The organism is Rossellomorea vietnamensis, assembly GCF_025398035.1.
In the GTDB taxonomy this organism is placed as follows: domain Bacteria; phylum Bacillota; class Bacilli; order Bacillales; family Bacillaceae_B; genus Rossellomorea; species Rossellomorea vietnamensis_B.
Genome location: NZ_CP104558.1, coordinates 112146 through 129169 on the forward strand (window position 1 = coordinate 112146; position 17024 = coordinate 129169).

The window sequence follows — 17024 nt, forward strand, 5'->3', positions numbered from 1 at the left end:
ATACAAAATATAGGATAATATAGTGTAAATATACAAAGGGGGATGTACCCATGGAGGAAAATATTCGCATTCTGGTTGTTGATGATGAAGATCGAATCAGAAGACTGCTAAAGATGTATTTGGAAAGGGAAAACTATGAAATCGATGAAGCGGAAAATGGAGAACAGGCGTTAGAGATGGCCCTCGAACAGAACTATGATTGTATTCTATTGGATATCATGATGCCTGGAATGGATGGAATCGAAGTGTGTCAGCACCTTCGGGAAAGCAAGGCGACCCCTGTCATCATGCTTACTGCCAAAGGTGAAGAAGTGAATAGGGTACAAGGTTTCGAGGTCGGGACCGACGACTATATCGTGAAGCCTTTCTCTCCCCGCGAAGTAGTTCTCAGGGTGAAGGCATTATTACGACGCTCCACGAAGTCAAGCTTCATTCAGACGGATGCAAAAGCAAAGGACCTGATTGTTTATCCGCATCTGACAATCGATAATGATGCCCACCGGGTGTCGGCGGATGGAATCGATGTCAATCTGACTCCTAAAGAATATGAACTCCTCTATTTCCTTGCGAAAGCTCCTGATAAAGTATTTGATCGTGAGCACCTGTTGAAGGAAGTATGGCATTACGAATTCTTCGGCGATTTGCGTACGGTGGATACCCATGTGAAAAGATTACGGGAAAAGCTGAACAAAGTATCTGAAATGGCTGCTAAAATGATCGTGACCGTATGGGGAGTAGGCTATAAATTCGAGGTAACAAATGAATGAGGCTTTGGCGTAGTGTAGTAGGGAAACTGTGGGTGACCATCCTGCTTCTGGTTTCCTTTGTATTATTTATTCTAACCATCTTATTGTTGGAATTCTTTCAAAATTACCATGTAGGTGTAGTGGAGAAAGAACTGACCCATACAGCTGAAAAAGTAGCCAGGGTCATCGAGAATCATAATGACCTGACCCTTGGAATGGAACTTGGGAAAGAAATCATCGATGAACCTGTTAATATCATTATTTCCCTGGATCAAAACCAATCACTATATTCTCAGGATTCGACGGTCTTTCAAAAGAAGATCCACCAGTATATCTCGAAGGATAACAAGCTTCAGTCGGTCAAATCAAAAGAAATCACCGTGAAAAAAGAGGTTGAACTGTCCAAGGAGTCGTCTAATCGATATGAGAATGTCATCGTAGTCGGAACGCCCCTTCATATCAATGGGGAAGATGGTGCCGTTTATCTCTATCAGTCCCTGGGAGTGATCAAGGATACAACACGACAAACCACCAAGCTGATTCTGCTTGCCGCGGGGATTGCCATCATCCTTACGACAATATTTGCCTTCTTCCTCTCCACCCGTATCACTGCACCGCTCCGGAAAATGAGGGAGGCTGCTTTCGAAGTGGCAAAGGGAAAGTTCGATACAAAGGTTCCGATCCTGACAAAGGATGAAATCGGTGAACTTGCTACTGGCTTCAATCAGATGGGAAGGCAGCTGAAGTTTCATATCAACGCACTCAGTCAGGAGAAAGAACAGCTTTCATCCATTCTCAGCAGTATGGCTGATGGTGTCATCACCTTTAATCGGGACGGGACCATCCTGATCACAAACCCCCCTGCTGATCGTTTCCTTCAACACTGGTATTACGAGCAAAGTGAAGAGGGTGAAGAAGCCATTCCGACGACAGTAAGAGAGTTGTTGCAGAGTGTGGTCGTAACAGAAATGGAACAGACGGATGAACTGAGTCTGCAAGGGCGTTCCTATGTAGTGATCGTGAGTCCCCTGTATAATAATAACACCATCAGGGGAGCGGTCGCGGTGGTTCGGGACATGACAGAAGAACGGAGATTGGATAAGCTCCGCAAGGATTTCATCGCCAATGTATCCCACGAACTTCGCACCCCCATTTCCATGCTGCAAGGGTATAGTGAAGCGATCGTGGATGATATTGCCGGATCCGAAGAAGAGAAGAAAGAAATTGCGCGCATCATCTATGATGAATCGCTTCGCATGGGAAGGCTCGTCAACGATCTCCTGGATCTCGCCCGCATGGAAGCCGGGCATATCACCCTGAACAAGGATGTGATCGGTGTTGTGCCTTTCACGGAAAGGGTGACAAATAAGTTCATCGGATTGGCCAAGGAAAAAAAGGTTTCCATTTACTTTGAAAGTGATGTGGAACTGAATAAAGAGATTTCCATAGACCCCGATCGAATTGAACAAGTATTAACGAATCTCATCGATAATGCTCTGAGGCATACGCCGACGGGAGGGGAAGTGACGGTTTCCCTGACGGAAAAGAAAGGTGGATTTCTGTTCCATGTCAGGGACACGGGTTCCGGTATACCCGAAGAAGACCTTCCTTTTGTATTCGAGCGCTTTTACAAGGCAGATAAAGCAAGAACAAGAGGAAAGTCCGGAACAGGTCTCGGCCTCGCCATCGCCAAGAATATCATTGAGTCCCATAAGGGGCATATTCAGGTGCAAAGCAAAGTCGACCAAGGGACAACCTTCACTTTCTTTCTCCCTATTTAGGCAATTATCGATCATCTCCATAGAAACATGACGATTTTTCTTGTTACATGGGAAACATTCTTTATTTTTTGCTCTATTTCAAGAAGGTTGTTGAAATAGAGAAAATGGGCCAGCAGGGTGATTTCCCTGTTGGCTTTTTTCATGCGGTTTTAAGGTCAATATAGGTCTTTCCTTTTCACCTAAATAATACTATATTGATAGTGTGTAACTTTTTTACATAGGTAAACGACTAATCATTTGACGGGGAGGAAATAAAGTGAACTCCGTTGTTGAAAAATTATACTCTGCTTATCATCAGGATGTATTTCAATTTCTCATATACATGGTACAAAATAAACAGCAGGCAGAAGACCTGGCTCAGGAAGTCTATATCCGGGTGCTTAAATCCCATGAGAATTTCGAAGGGAAAAGCTCCGAAAAGACATGGCTTTTTTCCATTGCGAAAAATGTTGCCATCGACCATTTCAGAAGACAGAAAAACTGGAAGAACCGTATTCTGGATAAATTCGATTGGAGTCGCAATGAAGTAACAGACGACGGGGCACTTCCCGAAGAGATCGCCGTTGCCAATGAAGAAATCCAGGTGTTGTATGAATGCTTGAAACACTGCACAACGGACTTTCGAATGGTCATCATCATGCGTTACTTACAGGAACTTTCAATCTCTGAAACCTCTGAGGTGCTTGGCTGGTCAGAAAGCAAAGTAAAAACGACCCAGCATAGGGCCATTAAATGGTTGAGGATTGAAATGAATCAACGGCTCCCAAAGGAGGAAAGAGACATTGAACCAGTCAGAATGGAAAGATCGTGATATCGAGGACCTCATCAAAAAACTTCCTCAAATCAAAGATGATCGAACTTCTCACTATATCCATGCACGAATGGAAAGGAGAAAAAAGAAAAGTCAAAGCTCATTTAAACGATTCATACCGGCAGTCGCTGCACTTGCCGCCATATTCATCATGTTCTTACTCGCTCCCACCGTTCTGAATCAACTAACGGATACCAGTATGGAGAAATCCGAATCGGGTGCGGAACCAGGCAGCTCAGAAAATAAAGGGGACATCGCTTCTCTTCAGAAAGAAAGCGAACTCCCTCCCCGATCCAGTAAAGAAGAGATAGTCGCTGCGACGGAGGCTGATCCAAATGAAAACAGCAATCTGACGATGTCGGAGGATCTAAAAGAATCACCCAAAAGGCTTTCTCTTTATGAAGAAGATCTAAAGGGAAAGGAATTCTATTCCTTTGGACTTGTTTCACCTGAAGCAGTGCCCATACCTGTAACGATTGTGGAAGAACAGAGACAGGAAGACTGGTTGACAAGACATGAGCAAATTGGTGAGGAACTGCCGGAAACCGACTGGGGACTTGAAGACTATCTGCCTTTAAAGGGAGATGTGTCCCTTGACAAGAATAAGGTCATCTTCACCCTCGATCCCGATCATTCTTACAGTGGCAGCAGTGCAGTCGAATACGCTTTTTATCACTCTCTTCAATATTCATTCCAGCACAAAGGGTTAGATAAAGTTGTACTGAAAAATCAGGACGGTTCGGTCCCTCAATTCAGTTCGACGGGAGAGTTCTCAAGTGTTGATCTGAACGAAAAGACGCACAGTGCATACTATCTATACTCACCCAATGGGAAGGACCGCTTCCTTGTACCTGATAATGTAAACAGAGGGGGGATCAAGGAGTCGATCCAGGCAATGAAAAGTGCAGAGACGGGCCTTTTTCAAAGTGTCGTCCCGAAAGACATCAACTTTAACGTGACAGAAGCAAATGAGGTGGTCACAATCAGTTTTTTAAACGAACTGGATTTAACCTCTTTAGGCGAACAAACCGCACAGGAGCTGATCGAAGGAATATTGCTGACAAGCAGGAGCTCTGGCTTTGAAAGTGCCCGGTTTGAAAACATCAAACAGGAAAGCTGGAACGGCTTTGACTTCACAGAGCCCCTCGAGACACCGATCAGTCCGAATAAAAAGAGCGTTGTGAATTAAATCTCATGGAAAAGACCAGAAGCGGATTTGATCCGAATCTGGTTTTTTTATTTTTACGCTATAAAAACGAATATTTACCGCATTCACAGACAAACTACACAAAGGAAAAATATCTCAAAAAGCATGCCTATGCATGTAATGAGGGGGAAACGGTAAGAATGGTGTAATACATATAGAAGTCAAGGCACGTCTGTCAATAAGACCTAAGGAGGACAAGCATGATTTTCGATTATGCAAGAAGGCTATTCATCTTTTTTCTTTTAACGGTAAGTGTATTCATGATGTTCTTAACCGTAAATGCAGCTAACGCAGAGGGGGATAAGGTGTCAGGTGACACATCGTCCTGGACATTTCCCGTAGAAGGTATGATAACAGATTCATATGGTACAAGGTCAGGTTCTCACAAAGGCATGGATATCGGAGGGGATATCGGGTCGCCTGTATATTCTGTCGCTAAAGGAAAAGTGATCAAATCTTATCTTTCAGATACCTACGGTCATGTTGTATTCATCAGGCATGAAAATGGATATGAAACCGTCTATGCCCATCTTCAAAGCAGGCTTGTGGATGAAAATCAGGAAGTGGCACAAGGTCAACAACTTGGACGATTGGGGAACACGGGAAGATCAACGGGGGCTCATCTCCATTTTGAAGTCCACAGAGGGGAGTGGACGATTGATAAAGAAAATGCAGTCGATCCCTATCGTGTGTTCGGTCAGGGGGAAGTCGGACAGCTGGTATTTGCCAAAGAGAAGGATCCATTCCAGGCAGTGGGTGTCTCTGGGACTCCGGAATCGCTTCCTGATGAACATGTAGCGGAGGGGGTGCACATCGTCCATAAAGGTGAGACTCTTTGGGGGATTTCCAGACAATATGGTTTGTCAGTGGAAGAAATCATGCAGAAGAATGCATTGAAGAGCTCCGGGTTAAACGTCAATCAGAGATTGATGATTCCAGGATCAGGATCCTCCCCTGAAGGGCAATACGTAGTGAAGCAAGGGGACACATTGTATTCGATCTCTAAGGCGCAGGGGATCGATATGGATGAACTGGTGTCGAGGAATGACTTGAACCCGGCATCGGCAATATATCCACAGCAGGTGCTGAAGGTGAATTGATGATGTCACGCACAGCACGGATAGGGAAAACACATAATTAGTTCGAATTCGAACTGTTTTTCTTCACATAGCACTTAACTTTATGTATAATGAGAATGTATAAAAAAATAAAGATTCGTCTTCGGGGCAGGGTGAAATTCCCTACCGGCGGTGATGAAACCTCGTGTTTCTAAGCCCGCGAGCCTTTTGGGGCAGGATTTGGTGCGATTCCAAAGCCGACAGTATAGTCTGGATGGGAGAAGATGAAGGTGATGGCCACAACGTTTAGAAAATGGGAAGCTAAACGTTTATTAGGGTATGCCTTTCATTCTCCGGGATATGTTTGTTTATCCGGGAGTTTTTTAATGCTACCTTTAGCTTGAACCGTCTTCGATTTGAGATGAATCTCCTAAAGGAGAGAGAGTTATGAAAAAAATGAATACGAGAATGTTTGTCACAATTGGTATGCTAAGTGCCATATCGTATGTACTAATGTTATTCAACTTCCCAATTCCACCATTTCCAAAGTTCCTTATGGTTGATTTCAGTGATGTACCTGCATTGATTGCGACGGTCACACTGGGACCGCTTGCAGGAATATTGGTCGAACTGTTTAAGAACGTGATTGATTACGTCATGACCGGAAGCGACACAGGTGTTCCGATTGGTCATGCAGCCAATTTTATTGCGGGAGTCCTTTTGATTCTTCCGACGTATTACATCTATTCACGTTTTCAATCGAAAAAAGGTCTGTTGATCGGACTGATCACAGGAACCGTCGTCATGAGTATCAGCATGGGGATCCTGAATTACTTTGTGTTCCTGCCTGCTTATAAATACTTCATGAACTTTGAGCTTCCTGCTGAAATCATCATTACCGGAATCGTTCCATTCAACATCCTGAAAGGGATTTTGGTGACATCCGTATTTACTTTACTGTTTGTCCGCCTTCAAGGCTGGCTATCAAGACAGGTGGCCTTAAACAAAGCGGCATAATGATGTTATAAAATGAACCCCTCAGCCATATTGAGGGGTTTTTCTATTGCATTCCATATCCATAAAAAAAGCTAAGAAGATCGATCTTCTTAGCCTCATCCTTACTATTCAAATTTCAGTGCATCTCCGTCGAATGGTTCGTCAGATACTTTAATGGAATCTGTCGGGCAACCTTCGAATGCATCGATCATATCATCTTCCAATACGTCAGGAACTTCAACCGTCCCCTGGTTATCATCTAATGTTACAAATGCAATACCTTCATCATCATAATCGTAAATATCTGGAGCGGCAGCCCCGCATGCTCCACATGCAATGCATGTATCCTTGTCAACGATCGTATATTTTGGCAAAGAAAAAACCTCCCGAATAAATAATTCTATATAATTCATCATTATACACAATGTCAATTTGTGAAAAATCACTTAATGTTTATTTTATAGAGGATTGGATGACTTTTCAATAGTTAGGTGCTTTCTTTTTATTTTTATCCTATATATGAAAAACAAAACATGGTGAAAAGCCAATTTCATGGTACAATATTTGACAATAACCTACATATTAAGGAGGAGAGCATTGACCTATCTTAATTATGTGATCCTATATTGTTTTTTGCAAATTAATGGAGAGCGCTCCATTTACTCGGTATTTCATATTTTAAAAGGGAAGAAATCTTCCCAATCGATTCAGGATGCACATATCTTTCATCTGCAACCGTTTTTCCTTTCTTTACCTAAGTTGAAGCGGCCGTATTTCAATCAAAAGGTAAGGGAATTGGAAGAGGCCGGATGGATAACCGTTGGTGAAAATGATAATGCCAGCATGGCATCCGAGGGTTCTAAAGCTGTGAAACAGTATTTTCTTGATGGGGCTTTCCCTTCAGAAATGAACGGTCTCATTCATGGTGATAAAGCCCGTCTATTCTGGATGAGGCTAAGCCTTCTGGTTCAAGTCCTTTCCAATGCCAAACGTCAGGAATTCCTCTATTACCCGGTTCAGCGAAACAGACATATACAGGAATGGGTCAAGAATTGTATCAGGGCGAATCCTAACAGTGACACTCTCTCGTCCCTCTTGTTCAAAGAGCTGACCACCCTTCTGAACATCCAGGGAAGTGATCCCTCTTTATTGGTGTATCGATTAACCGGATATAAGGACTATGGCTGGACGGAATTTCAGGTGGCAGAGAAATTGGACATGGATCTTGAAGAGTGCCGCTTCCGATTCCTGAATCTGCTTCACGGTATGTTGACCGAAATAGAAAGGGATCCTAAAGGCTTTCCGTTATTATATTCCATGGGCTTGAAAAGTGATCACCGACAGAACCTGACCATATCGACCAGCAAGACCTACGACTTGTATAAGAGGGGGCATTCCCTAGAAGAAATCGCCCGGATCCGTAAATTGAAACTCAATACCATTGAGGACCATGTCATCGAGTTGATTTTAACAGAGGAAGGTTTGGACATTGATCCCTTCATTACCAGGGAAGAATACGTAAACGTACTGAAGGTGATGGAGGAAGCACAGACGAAAAGACTTAAGCACATTAAAGAAAAACTCCCTCATTTGAGCTATTTTCAAATCCGGGTGGCTATCGCAAAGGCAGGTGAAACACGTGAATCTGCAACAAGAACTTAAAGAAAGATTCGGCTACTCCTCCTTTAGGGAAGGGCAGGAAGAAATCATCCATTCCGTTCTGAATCAACGGGACACGATTGCTATGCTCCCGACTGGGACAGGGAAGTCACTGTGTTATCAGCTGCCCGGTTATCTGATGGATGGGCACGTGTTGATCATTTCTCCCCTGCTTTCTTTAATGCAGGATCAAGTGGAGCAGATGAAAGTGATGGGAGAAAAGCGGGTCATCGCACTGAATTCTTTTTTGCCCTATATGGAAAGAAGAGAGGCTTTGGAACGATTACATCTGTATAAGTTCATCTTCATTTCCCCTGAAATGTTAATGAATCGAGGGGTCATATCCTCCCTGCAATCTTTGGATATTTCCCTGTATGTAATCGATGAAGCGCATTGTATATCTCAGTGGGGGCCTGATTTCAGGCCGGATTATCTAAAGCTCGGGGAACTGAAGAAGCTGCTCCACAATCCGACCACCCTGGCATTGACGGCAACGGCGACGGAGGAAGTCAGGGAAGACATCAAGAAGGTGCTTCAAATGGATCATGCTGTTGAAATGGTCTATTCAGTCGATCGTGGGAATATTGGATTATTTGTTAAGAGGGTGTCCGGACCAAATGAAAAGCTGAACACGTTGTTAGAATGTGTGAGAGCGTGGGACGGTCCGGGAGTAGTGTATTTCTCAAGTAAACGTATGGCTGAAGATATTGCTCTCTGGCTGTCAGAGAACGGTGTGTCAGGAGTGGCACACTACCATGGTGGGATGGAGCAGGAGGACCGGATCTTGATTCAGCAGCAATTCCTTTCCGGGAAGCTTAGAATGATCTGTGCAACCTCGGCGTTTGGAATGGGAGTGAATAAAGAAAATATCCGTTTCGTCATTCACTTTCATTTCCCCTCCAGCATCGAAGCGTTTTTACAGGAAATTGGAAGGGCGGGCCGCGATGGAGAAAGTAGTGTATCTGTCGTGCTATACTCAGAACAGGATCTTTCCTTGCCCCTTCAGTTCATTGAAAGTGAGCTGCCCCAAGATGATCAAATTCAGAGGTTTATCGAAGAGGGCAGAAAGGGACAGTCAAAGGAGTTAATCGAACAGCTTCAGCTTACAGAGGTGCAGTATCGATTCCTGTTGTATTATACAGAGGAGTTGACCCGGGACATGCCGATTGATCAAGATAGATTACTAGAAAAAGTGAAACAAATCCGGAACAATCGTTTACAATACAAGAAGGACAACCTGTACTCCATGATCAACTGGCTACAGGCCGTTACGTGCAGACGGGAGAAGCTCCTCCATTATTTCAATGAAAAAAAGAATGTCGATAACCCATATTGTTGTGATCGATGCGGTGATTCACTCGATGATTTCAAGACTGAGCCATTCTCGTTAAATATACAAGAAACCGGCACTGCAAACTGGGAGAAAAGGTTAGAAAATTTACTATTAGGATAAGTGGTATCAATGAAGAAACAAGGGGAAATCATTCAACAGCTTTCCAAGAAGCAATTAACGTTCCATTTGTATTTTACTCAAGTTTTACTATTAACGATCGCCTGTGTGTTAGGTTTATTTTTATTTGACACAACGTCTGAATTCTGGGATCAGATCAGGTTTTCCCCTGCCATCTTTACGGTCGGGATGACGAGCGGTCTCCTGATCGTCCTGATCGATATGCTCCTGATGAAGGTGCTGCCTGCTAAATATTACGACGATGGCGGGGTCAATGCACAGATATTCACAAATAGAAGCATGGGGGAAATCGCCCTTTTAGCGATGTTTATCAGTGTAAGTGAAGAGGTTTTATTCAGGGGTGTCCTTCAATTTCACTTTGGACTGATCATTTCAAGCATTATTTTCGCTCTCATTCATTTCAGGTACTGGGCTCACTGGTTTTTAATCATTAATATCGTATTGCTCAGCTTTTGGATCGGTTTCATTTATGAATTCACAGATAATTTATTGGTTACGATCATCATGCACTTTGTCATCGATTTTTTACTGGGGTTACATATGCGTAAGAATGGAAGACAAAGAAGTAAAGAAGGGATGTCACATGAGTAAAGACCCATATCGAGATCAGGCAGCGAAACGGAAGATAAAAATTGAACGAGTCCCTGAGGAACCACCCGTCAAAAAAAGGGAGCCGCTTCCCCCGAGAAGTGAGCTGCATAGAGAGAAACATAAAAAGAAAAAATGGAAAATGAAGTACCCATTGATCAGTATGCTGCTCTTATTTTTTATTTTATTGCCTTTGACCGTTTTCGGCATTTATTCTTATCTCGATCACAGAAATGGTCCACTCGTCGTCATGTCTGAAGATATAGATGACGTGGTTGAAGTCCGTTATGACCAATCTGAGGAGGAACAAGAAGGTAGTGAGGATGAGGCTGCCGTCGCCCCTAAAGAGGAAGAAGATCCTCCTGAAACGGACAAGCAAAATGCATCTTCGAACGAGTCCGCTACCACTACCGGTGAGAAGAATCAACAAGCTTCGGCGCCACCACCTAAAGAAACAGTGGAAGAAAAGCCGCAGGAACAGATAAAGGATGAACCAAAAGAAGAATCACAAGAAATAGAGAAAGAAGAGCCAAAGGTCAAGGTTGTTTATCATACGGTTAAACCTCAGGAAACCTTGTACCGGATCGCCATGAATTACTACCATTCCCCATCAGGCGTTGACCGGATCAAAGAATGGAATAAGATTCAGGATACAGATATCCAATCAGGCCAAGTGTTGGAAATTCCGTTAGATCAATAGAACATCCTCCCCAGAAAAGGGGGCGGGTGTTTTTTTGTTGGTGATTTACATTTATTTGCAACAATCGCCAGTAGAATTTACATGGAATTAGTAGAAGCATTACATACGGAAAATATAATGAAACTGACATATCAGTACAGAGAAGGGGTTGATTGAATGGACAATATGCTGACGCGCTTTCGTCATGCAGATGATAAGTTGTTTTATAGGATCAATGGCAGTAAGGAGCTTTATCGTTCATTCTTTGGATATGTAACTCACTTGGGCGGGGCGAAGTTCAGTGTGGGATCCATCTTCATCTTATTCATCCTTGGTCGGTATTATGGTTGGCTTATGGACACGGTCATTGCGGCTGCGGTCTCGTTGATCATCAGCCATATCCTGATGATGTTGCTGAAAAAAGGGGTTAAAAGAATCCGTCCCTATATGACATTACCGGGGGCGATCATCCATGGCTATCAATTCAAGGATCATTCATTTCCTTCGGGCCATTCAACGGCTATTTTCTCCATCACCATCCCTTTTATGATTCACTACCCGATCTCGATGCTCGTTCTGTTCCCGTTGAGCTGGCTGGTTGGGTATTCAAGAGTCGTCCTGGGTGTCCATTATCCTTCAGATGTATTGGCAGGTGCGTTTCTGGCATTTGTCACGACAATGGCCATCTTGTTTATATAAAGAAGCTAACTGAAAGCTAACATTGCATATAAACCAAAAAGGGGGAAGGGTAATGAGAGTGGCGCTTTTTACTGATACGTTTTATCCCCAGGTAAACGGAGTGGCAAGGACGTTAAAAAAGCTGACGGATCATTATGATAAGAGAAGGATTGAATACAAAGTGTTCACACCTGATCTTCAGGATAAAGGGGAGAATTATCCTAATGTGCACTCGTTCACGAGTTTTCCATTCTTTCTGTATCCTGAATGCCGGACGGCCATAGCAAATCCAAAGACAATCCGAAAGCAGCTAATGGATTTCTCTCCTACACTGATTCATGTTACCACGCCTCTGACGATGGGGCTTTATGGAATCCGTGGAGCTAAGAAATTGGACCTCCCCCTTGTGGCCTCTTATCATACTCATTTTGATGTCTACTTGAATTATTACAAAATGATGTGGGCAGCCCCATTATTATGGAAATATATGAAGTGGTTTTATTCACAGGCTGACCGCATCCTCGTCCCTTCTGAAGAAACGAGGATGCATCTTATGAATCAGGGCTTTACCGACTTGTCCATATGGGGGAGAGGGGTCGATTGTGCGACCTTTTCACCCAAGAAGCGAAACTCCTCCCTTAGGGAAAAATTCAAGATAGGTAAGAAATATATCCTTCTTTATGTAGGGAGGCTGGCACCAGAGAAAGACTTGGATACACTTGAAAAAACGATCAAACACCTTCCCGGGGAAGTGAAGGATCGAGTCCAATGGCTCATCGTCGGCGATGGACCGCTAAAGAAAGAGCTCATGGATAAGACCCGGGGTGAAAATGTCATCTTTACAGGCTATCTGACAGGGGAAGAACTTGCAGAAACGTATGCCTCCTCCGATTTGTTTGTCTTCCCTTCAGCTTCTGAAACATTTGGGAATGTCGTACTGGAGGCACTGGCATCAGGGTTGCCTGCCGTAGTCGCAGACAGGGGAGGCGTGACGAATATCGTTGAGCATGATCATACGGGCAGGGTTGCAGAAGCTCATCAATATCAATCCTTCATCCACCATATCATCGAATCGCTGGATGAAAGCAGATTGACCTACATGAAACGAAAAGCACTCCAAATGGCTGAAAGACAATCCTGGGATGCCATCTTTGAAGGACTCATAACTGAATTCAGGGAAGTGAGCTCCTTCCATGGCCAAACACAGCGGTACGGTTGAAAATATTCAAAAAGGATCCTCTCAGGGGATCCTTTTTCATGTGCTGATTCTATCTCCCTGGACATGCTCATATGCTTTAGGGAGGGGAGGAGTGGATAAGGATGGACCGGGGAGGAAAGGAATTTGGGGAGTGGACAGATCAGGCAACGGAGCAAATGCTCTATAACCTGATTGAGAAGAAACAAAAATTTGATCGGGCGAAGGCCCTTCACCTATATACATTATGGGGGGCAATGTTTGCATCCTTCTTTTTTCTATATTATTTGACGAAGTTCGTGTTAGACCCTTATTCTTACTCATTCGCTGCGATGTTCTCCAGCTTTGTATCAGATTCCATGCATTTATTCATGGCCCTTTTTCTGGTTGTGCTATTCGGAGCTGCCAAAATTCTATATGAAAAGAAGGAAAAGAAAGAAAAAGAATTTCATGCATTAAGATGCGAGATCATCGATCGCAGTAAAGATTTATGGAAAGAAGAAGCGTGGAAAAAGAGGCATCATGTATATGATAAAATGAAGAAAGAATGGGATATCAATCTGTTCCATGGAAGTAAGTGAAAACCCAGTGCTTAAAGGGAAGCACTGGGAGTGGATGTGACAGACATCCACATCTCTTACACTTGCCATGGCCAGGGTGCTTCCTTCCAATCCCACGGGTAATTGGAGTAGCTGTACCCAAAATGGGTCAGTGGACCGAATTCCTTTTCAAATTTCTTTTTGATTTGTTTTCGGGTTTTGACATACATATTGTACTGTGAGATGGCCTCATGATCTTCCGGGTGGGTATCAAGGTACAGAGTGGGATCGACAATGACGAAATCGACCGCCTGCAGTTCTTCCAACACTTCATAATAATGGGCGGGAAGCTGTTTCATATTGGATCACTCTCCCTTCGCTTTTTCGTAGGGACTATAATACGGATCATAAAATACTTTCCACAATGTCCCTTTCTGCAATGCTTCTTTAGGGGTATATTGTTCTAAATTTGGTGGCTGAAACCCAAGATACAGGTTTGGGGGAGTCGAATATACCTTCCGTGTAATCGGCTTACACGGGTCATAGGGACTTATATACGGATAATATGCTTTATAGAATTCATGCATACCAATTCCTCCTTTAAATGAATTCCTTCGTAACAACATATGATTGGCTGAATGGGAACATGTTAATTTATATAAATTCATAAGAATGAAGGGAAATACAAGGGAAATGTTGAATACTTAAGGTGTAGGAAATTAATGATGAGGTGGTCAAATGTTTGTTAAAAATGCCATGATACCGAAACACAAATGCTATGTGGTGGATGTGAACGATTCAGTTGAAAAGACGCTGACGGTGCTCGAACACCATAAAATCGACGGGGTACCTGTCCTTTCGAATGAAGAATATAAAGGCGTAGCGACCCGTTACAATATCTATCAAAGCTTCTTCCTTTCCGGAATGGACAAGGAATCCTTTCTCAAAGAGAAAAAGGTCAGTGATATCATCACGGATTCGGACAAATATATAACCGAAAAGGATGTATTTGAAAATGCATTGATCGAATTAAAGGATTCGCCGATCCTCCCGGTGGTGGCCGAAAATAATAAGTTCCTGGGACTTGTTACACGCTTTGACGTCCTGGATCAATTCAGGAGTGCATTCGGCATGGACCAGAAAGGAGTCCGCATCGCTTTCTCTTCTGTAGAAACGGAAGGGCGGATCGCGAGGCTCGGTGACATCATCCAACAATATTCAGAATCAGTGATATCCCTTGTAACATTCGATGAATCGGATAAATTATTACGCCGAATTGTCCTGAAGGTGGAAAAGAAGGACAATATGGATAAATTCCTTCATAAGTTAGAGAAATCAGGATTCCGGATTCTCGATATCCATGAAGACGAATAATTGAATAAATCCCTGTATGAAACAAAATCCCCCTCATAAGATTTATGGGAGGGATTTTTTTGATCAATCATTTCATGAAACTGATAATGACGTTTCTTTTGGGGTATCTATTCATTACATGGTTTCCAGTACCCGAACGATTTGCAAATCCGGAATTCATTGTGGAGATGGTTCTCAATCCAGTACAGTTCTTCGCTGCGTCCATTGCTTTTATGATCGGGATCATGGTCCAGGTGAATGTGCTGAGGGCTGAATTCTATTCTGTCCTTCAATTATGGAATGGAAAACTACATAAAGAATCGATCCTCATTCCATTTCACTTAGCGGTGATCTACGTACTGAGCGGGTATGGCATATGGCAAACCATGATTTTTTCCTGTTCAGCCATTTTTTATGGTATCATTTCAATAGATTTTCGCCGTCAAGGAGGCCACAATGCTTGAATTTAGTATGATTTTATTGGCAGGGGGAGCAAGCCTCCTCTTTTATATGGTATATGAAGCCCGACGTAGCGTCGTAAAGATTGAAGAGGTTAAGCTGCCGCACTATCCCCGACAGATGAATCCCGTATCCCTTTTTTTTATTTCTGATATACATAAACGGGAAATTTCAAATGAAATCATCGAAGACGTGCAAGGGAAAACGGATCTTGTCATCATCGGCGGGGACCTGTTGGAAAAAGGAGTGCCTTTTTCCAGGGTCGAACGAAATCTTGACAAACTCCTGACGTTGGGGAACGTTTATTTCGTATGGGGAAACAATGATTATGAAGTGAATACGAGCAGGTTAAAACAGATATTCAAGAAAAAAGGAATCATTGAAATCGTCAATTCTTCAGTGAAGGTAAAGATTCATAACGGGGTCTTGAACTTGATAGGGGTGGATGACGCAAGTACCCAACGGGCAAATTATGAGGCTTCACTTGAAGGGGTACACCCTGATGAATTCAATCTTTTAATCAGTCATGATCCAAGACTTGTGAATCAAGTTCAGAAAGAAGACGGAATCGATTTCATGCTAAGCGGACATACACACGGGGGGCAGATTCGTCTGTTCGGTTGGGGAATGTATAAAAAAGGAAGACTTGAAACTCTCCCGGAGACCACCCTATTAGTAAGCAATGGCTACGGGACCACCGCTATTCCTTTGCGGCTGGGTGCCCCGGCCGAAACCCACTTGGTGATGATAGATAAGGGTTAAAATGAACAAATGTTATTCATTACCTATACAAATTTTACACAATGATGTTTCTCGGGTTATAATTTTAGAGAGATGAGAAATACTTGGGGGACTATTTATGAGCAATGATAAGAAGTTGGAAGGCAAATACAATATTAAGGCTGTGTCTACCATTTTAGGGATTCAACCGGGAACATTGAGGGCATGGGAGAGAAGATACCAGATCATTGCTCCTGTGCGGAATGAATCCGGGCACCGTTTGTATACCGAACAACACTTAAATATATTGAAATGGCTGGTTGAAAAGGTCGATCAAGGCTTTACCATCAGCCAGGCCGTTGCGTTACTGGACAAACAGGAACTGGAAGAGAATGAAATCACATCCTCTGAACAAAAGGATCGCACCCAGACGATTTCCGATGATCTCTTGAAGGCTTTATTGAGTTTTGATGAAACGAAGGCCCATGAATTGATCAACCAGTCGTTTTCGGTGTATACCATCGACAAGGTGGTCATCGACATTCTCGGCAGCCTCCTGGTCAGGATCGGTGATTTATGGGAAAACGATGAAATCACGACGGCCCATGAGCATTTTGCCACTTCCATCCTCAGGTCCCGTATCGGTATCATCATGCATTCATTCCCTCATAACGGGATATTACCCAAGGTAGTGGCTGTCTGCGGCCCTGGAGAATGGCATGAATTGGGATTGTTGATCTTCACCCTTTACGTACGAAGGAAGGGGTTTGAAGTCATCTACCTGGGATCGAGCATAAAAGAGAATGATATTGAGGTCGTATTGGATGAAGTGGATCCAAAGTTTTTATTCTTCTCGTGCACACTGTTTGAAAATGTTGATAACCTCCTTTCACTCGTTACATCCTTAAAGAACGAGCGGAAGGATCTCGTAATCGGAATGGGCGGTTTCGCCGTCGATCATCTGCCCAAAGACGTAAAAGCAGAATTTGATGAACACATCGTGGGACAATCCAAATCCGAATGGGAACATTGGCTCAAAAGTAAATTATAAGAGCATGCACTGTTTTTTGCCCCTTACATAGTA

The 17024-nt window shown here is 43.2% G+C and carries 20 protein-coding genes and 1 riboswitch; of the genes, 17 read left to right on the forward strand and 3 right to left on the reverse strand.

The window, feature by feature from the left end:
- Positions 1–50: 50 nt before the first annotated feature.
- From N5C46_RS00585 to N5C46_RS00610, 6 genes are all read left to right on the forward strand, one after another.
- Positions 51–767: a response regulator transcription factor gene (locus tag N5C46_RS00585; RefSeq protein WP_034758246.1), complete on the forward strand. Its 717-nt coding sequence runs from the start codon at positions 51–53 to the stop codon at positions 765–767.
- Positions 764–2527: an ATP-binding protein gene (locus N5C46_RS00590; RefSeq protein WP_261750487.1), complete on the forward strand. Its 1764-nt coding sequence runs from the start codon at positions 764–766 to the stop codon at positions 2525–2527. Before N5C46_RS00585 ends, N5C46_RS00590 begins: the two co-directional genes overlap by 4 nt.
- Before the next feature lie 256 nt (positions 2528–2783).
- On the forward strand, positions 2784–3338 hold the full coding sequence (sigX, locus tag N5C46_RS00595; RefSeq protein ID WP_261750488.1) for an RNA polymerase sigma factor SigX: 555 nt from the start codon (positions 2784–2786) through the stop codon (positions 3336–3338).
- The gene (locus tag N5C46_RS00600) at positions 3310–4527 is read left to right on the forward strand and encodes a hypothetical protein (RefSeq protein ID WP_261750489.1); all 1218 of its coding nucleotides are present in this window, start codon (positions 3310–3312) and stop codon (positions 4525–4527) included. Before sigX ends, N5C46_RS00600 begins: the two co-directional genes overlap by 29 nt.
- Before the next feature lie 218 nt (positions 4528–4745).
- On the forward strand, positions 4746–5645 hold the full coding sequence (locus tag N5C46_RS00605) for a peptidoglycan DD-metalloendopeptidase family protein (RefSeq protein WP_261750490.1): 900 nt from the start codon (positions 4746–4748) through the stop codon (positions 5643–5645).
- Positions 5646–5758: 113 nt separating this feature from the next.
- Positions 5759–5893, forward strand: a riboswitch (FMN riboswitch).
- A 157-nt stretch (positions 5894–6050) separates the two neighbouring features.
- The gene (locus tag N5C46_RS00610; protein WP_034758259.1) at positions 6051–6620 is read left to right on the forward strand and encodes an ECF transporter S component; all 570 of its coding nucleotides are present in this window, start codon (positions 6051–6053) and stop codon (positions 6618–6620) included.
- Between the two features lie 104 nt (positions 6621–6724).
- Here the strand turns inward: N5C46_RS00610 and N5C46_RS00615 are convergent, their stop codons facing one another.
- On the reverse strand, positions 6725–6973 hold the full coding sequence (locus N5C46_RS00615) for a ferredoxin (RefSeq protein WP_034758261.1): 249 nt from the start codon (positions 6971–6973) through the stop codon (positions 6725–6727).
- 223 nt (positions 6974–7196) lie between these two features.
- On the opposite strand from N5C46_RS00615, the gene N5C46_RS00620 reads away from it, so the two are divergent.
- The 7 genes from N5C46_RS00620 to N5C46_RS00650 all read left to right on the forward strand — a co-directional run bounded on the left by N5C46_RS00620 (position 7197) and on the right by N5C46_RS00650 (position 13450).
- Positions 7197–8261 carry a YpbB family protein gene (locus tag N5C46_RS00620; RefSeq protein ID WP_261750491.1) on the forward strand — a complete coding sequence of 355 codons (1065 nt, stop codon included), beginning with the start codon at positions 7197–7199 and terminating at the stop codon, positions 8259–8261.
- Positions 8239–9711 carry a RecQ family ATP-dependent DNA helicase gene (locus tag N5C46_RS00625; protein WP_261750492.1) on the forward strand — a complete coding sequence of 491 codons (1473 nt, stop codon included), beginning with the start codon at positions 8239–8241 and terminating at the stop codon, positions 9709–9711. The genes N5C46_RS00620 and N5C46_RS00625 overlap by 23 nt, the downstream gene beginning before the upstream one ends.
- Before the next feature lie 9 nt (positions 9712–9720).
- Positions 9721–10320 carry a CPBP family intramembrane glutamic endopeptidase gene (locus N5C46_RS00630; RefSeq protein WP_261750493.1) on the forward strand — a complete coding sequence of 200 codons (600 nt, stop codon included), beginning with the start codon at positions 9721–9723 and terminating at the stop codon, positions 10318–10320.
- On the forward strand, positions 10313–11017 hold the full coding sequence (locus N5C46_RS00635; protein ID WP_261750494.1) for a LysM peptidoglycan-binding domain-containing protein: 705 nt from the start codon (positions 10313–10315) through the stop codon (positions 11015–11017). The genes N5C46_RS00630 and N5C46_RS00635 overlap by 8 nt, the downstream gene beginning before the upstream one ends.
- Before the next feature lie 156 nt (positions 11018–11173).
- Entirely contained in the window at positions 11174–11695 is a 522-nt protein-coding gene (locus tag N5C46_RS00640) for a phosphatase PAP2 family protein (protein WP_261750495.1), read from the forward strand.
- A gap of 52 nt (positions 11696–11747) precedes the next feature.
- A complete protein-coding gene (locus N5C46_RS00645) occupies positions 11748–12893 on the forward strand; it encodes a glycosyltransferase family 4 protein (protein ID WP_261750496.1) in 1146 nt (381 codons plus the stop codon).
- A gap of 101 nt (positions 12894–12994) precedes the next feature.
- Complete coding sequence (locus tag N5C46_RS00650) at positions 12995–13450, forward strand: YpbF family protein (RefSeq protein WP_261750497.1); 456 nt, start codon at positions 12995–12997, stop codon at positions 13448–13450.
- Between the two features lie 56 nt (positions 13451–13506).
- Here the strand turns inward: N5C46_RS00650 and N5C46_RS00655 are convergent, their stop codons facing one another.
- Both N5C46_RS00655 and N5C46_RS00660 read right to left on the reverse strand, forming a co-directional pair.
- On the reverse strand, positions 13507–13767 hold the full coding sequence (locus tag N5C46_RS00655; RefSeq protein ID WP_261750498.1) for a spore coat protein CotJB: 261 nt from the start codon (positions 13765–13767) through the stop codon (positions 13507–13509).
- A 6-nt stretch (positions 13768–13773) separates the two neighbouring features.
- The gene (locus N5C46_RS00660) at positions 13774–13995 is read right to left on the reverse strand and encodes a spore coat associated protein CotJA (protein ID WP_224519606.1); all 222 of its coding nucleotides are present in this window, start codon (positions 13993–13995) and stop codon (positions 13774–13776) included.
- A gap of 151 nt (positions 13996–14146) precedes the next feature.
- Here N5C46_RS00660 and N5C46_RS00665 point away from each other — a divergent pair, with 151 nt between their 5' ends.
- The 4 genes from N5C46_RS00665 to N5C46_RS00680 all read left to right on the forward strand — a co-directional run bounded on the left by N5C46_RS00665 (position 14147) and on the right by N5C46_RS00680 (position 16991).
- Positions 14147–14782: a CBS domain-containing protein gene (locus N5C46_RS00665; RefSeq protein WP_261750499.1), complete on the forward strand. Its 636-nt coding sequence runs from the start codon at positions 14147–14149 to the stop codon at positions 14780–14782.
- A gap of 59 nt (positions 14783–14841) precedes the next feature.
- Positions 14842–15225: a hypothetical protein gene (locus N5C46_RS00670; RefSeq protein WP_261750500.1), complete on the forward strand. Its 384-nt coding sequence runs from the start codon at positions 14842–14844 to the stop codon at positions 15223–15225.
- On the forward strand, positions 15218–15982 hold the full coding sequence (locus tag N5C46_RS00675; RefSeq protein ID WP_261750501.1) for a metallophosphoesterase: 765 nt from the start codon (positions 15218–15220) through the stop codon (positions 15980–15982). Before N5C46_RS00670 ends, N5C46_RS00675 begins: the two co-directional genes overlap by 8 nt.
- 97 nt (positions 15983–16079) lie before the next feature.
- The gene (locus tag N5C46_RS00680) at positions 16080–16991 is read left to right on the forward strand and encodes a MerR family transcriptional regulator (protein ID WP_261750502.1); all 912 of its coding nucleotides are present in this window, start codon (positions 16080–16082) and stop codon (positions 16989–16991) included.
- Positions 16992–17024: the final 33 nt, after the last annotated feature.

Bases quoted from the DNA above. Each gene is read 5' to 3' on its own strand.
- N5C46_RS00585 (WP_034758246.1), top strand. From the start codon at position 51: ATGGAGGAAAATATTCGCATTCTGGTTGTTGATGATGAAGATCGAATC.
- N5C46_RS00590 (WP_261750487.1), top strand. From the start codon at position 764: ATGAGGCTTTGGCGTAGTGTAGTAGGGAAACTGTGGGTGACCATCCTG.
- N5C46_RS00605 (WP_261750490.1), top strand. From the start codon at position 4,746: ATGATTTTCGATTATGCAAGAAGGCTATTCATCTTTTTTCTTTTAACG.
- N5C46_RS00610 (WP_034758259.1), top strand. From the start codon at position 6,051: ATGAAAAAAATGAATACGAGAATGTTTGTCACAATTGGTATGCTAAGT.
- N5C46_RS00630 (WP_261750493.1), top strand. From the start codon at position 9,721: ATGAAGAAACAAGGGGAAATCATTCAACAGCTTTCCAAGAAGCAATTA.
- N5C46_RS00635 (WP_261750494.1), top strand. From the start codon at position 10,313: ATGAGTAAAGACCCATATCGAGATCAGGCAGCGAAACGGAAGATAAAA.
- N5C46_RS00640 (WP_261750495.1), top strand. From the start codon at position 11,174: ATGGACAATATGCTGACGCGCTTTCGTCATGCAGATGATAAGTTGTTT.
- N5C46_RS00645 (WP_261750496.1), top strand. From the start codon at position 11,748: ATGAGAGTGGCGCTTTTTACTGATACGTTTTATCCCCAGGTAAACGGA.
- N5C46_RS00650 (WP_261750497.1), top strand. From the start codon at position 12,995: ATGGACCGGGGAGGAAAGGAATTTGGGGAGTGGACAGATCAGGCAACG.
- N5C46_RS00655 (WP_261750498.1), bottom strand. From the start codon at position 13,767: ATGAAACAGCTTCCCGCCCATTATTATGAAGTGTTGGAAGAACTGCAG.
- N5C46_RS00660 (WP_224519606.1), bottom strand. From the start codon at position 13,995: ATGCATGAATTCTATAAAGCATATTATCCGTATATAAGTCCCTATGAC.
- N5C46_RS00665 (WP_261750499.1), top strand. From the start codon at position 14,147: ATGTTTGTTAAAAATGCCATGATACCGAAACACAAATGCTATGTGGTG.
- N5C46_RS00675 (WP_261750501.1), top strand. From the start codon at position 15,218: ATGCTTGAATTTAGTATGATTTTATTGGCAGGGGGAGCAAGCCTCCTC.
- N5C46_RS00680 (WP_261750502.1), top strand. From the start codon at position 16,080: ATGAGCAATGATAAGAAGTTGGAAGGCAAATACAATATTAAGGCTGTG.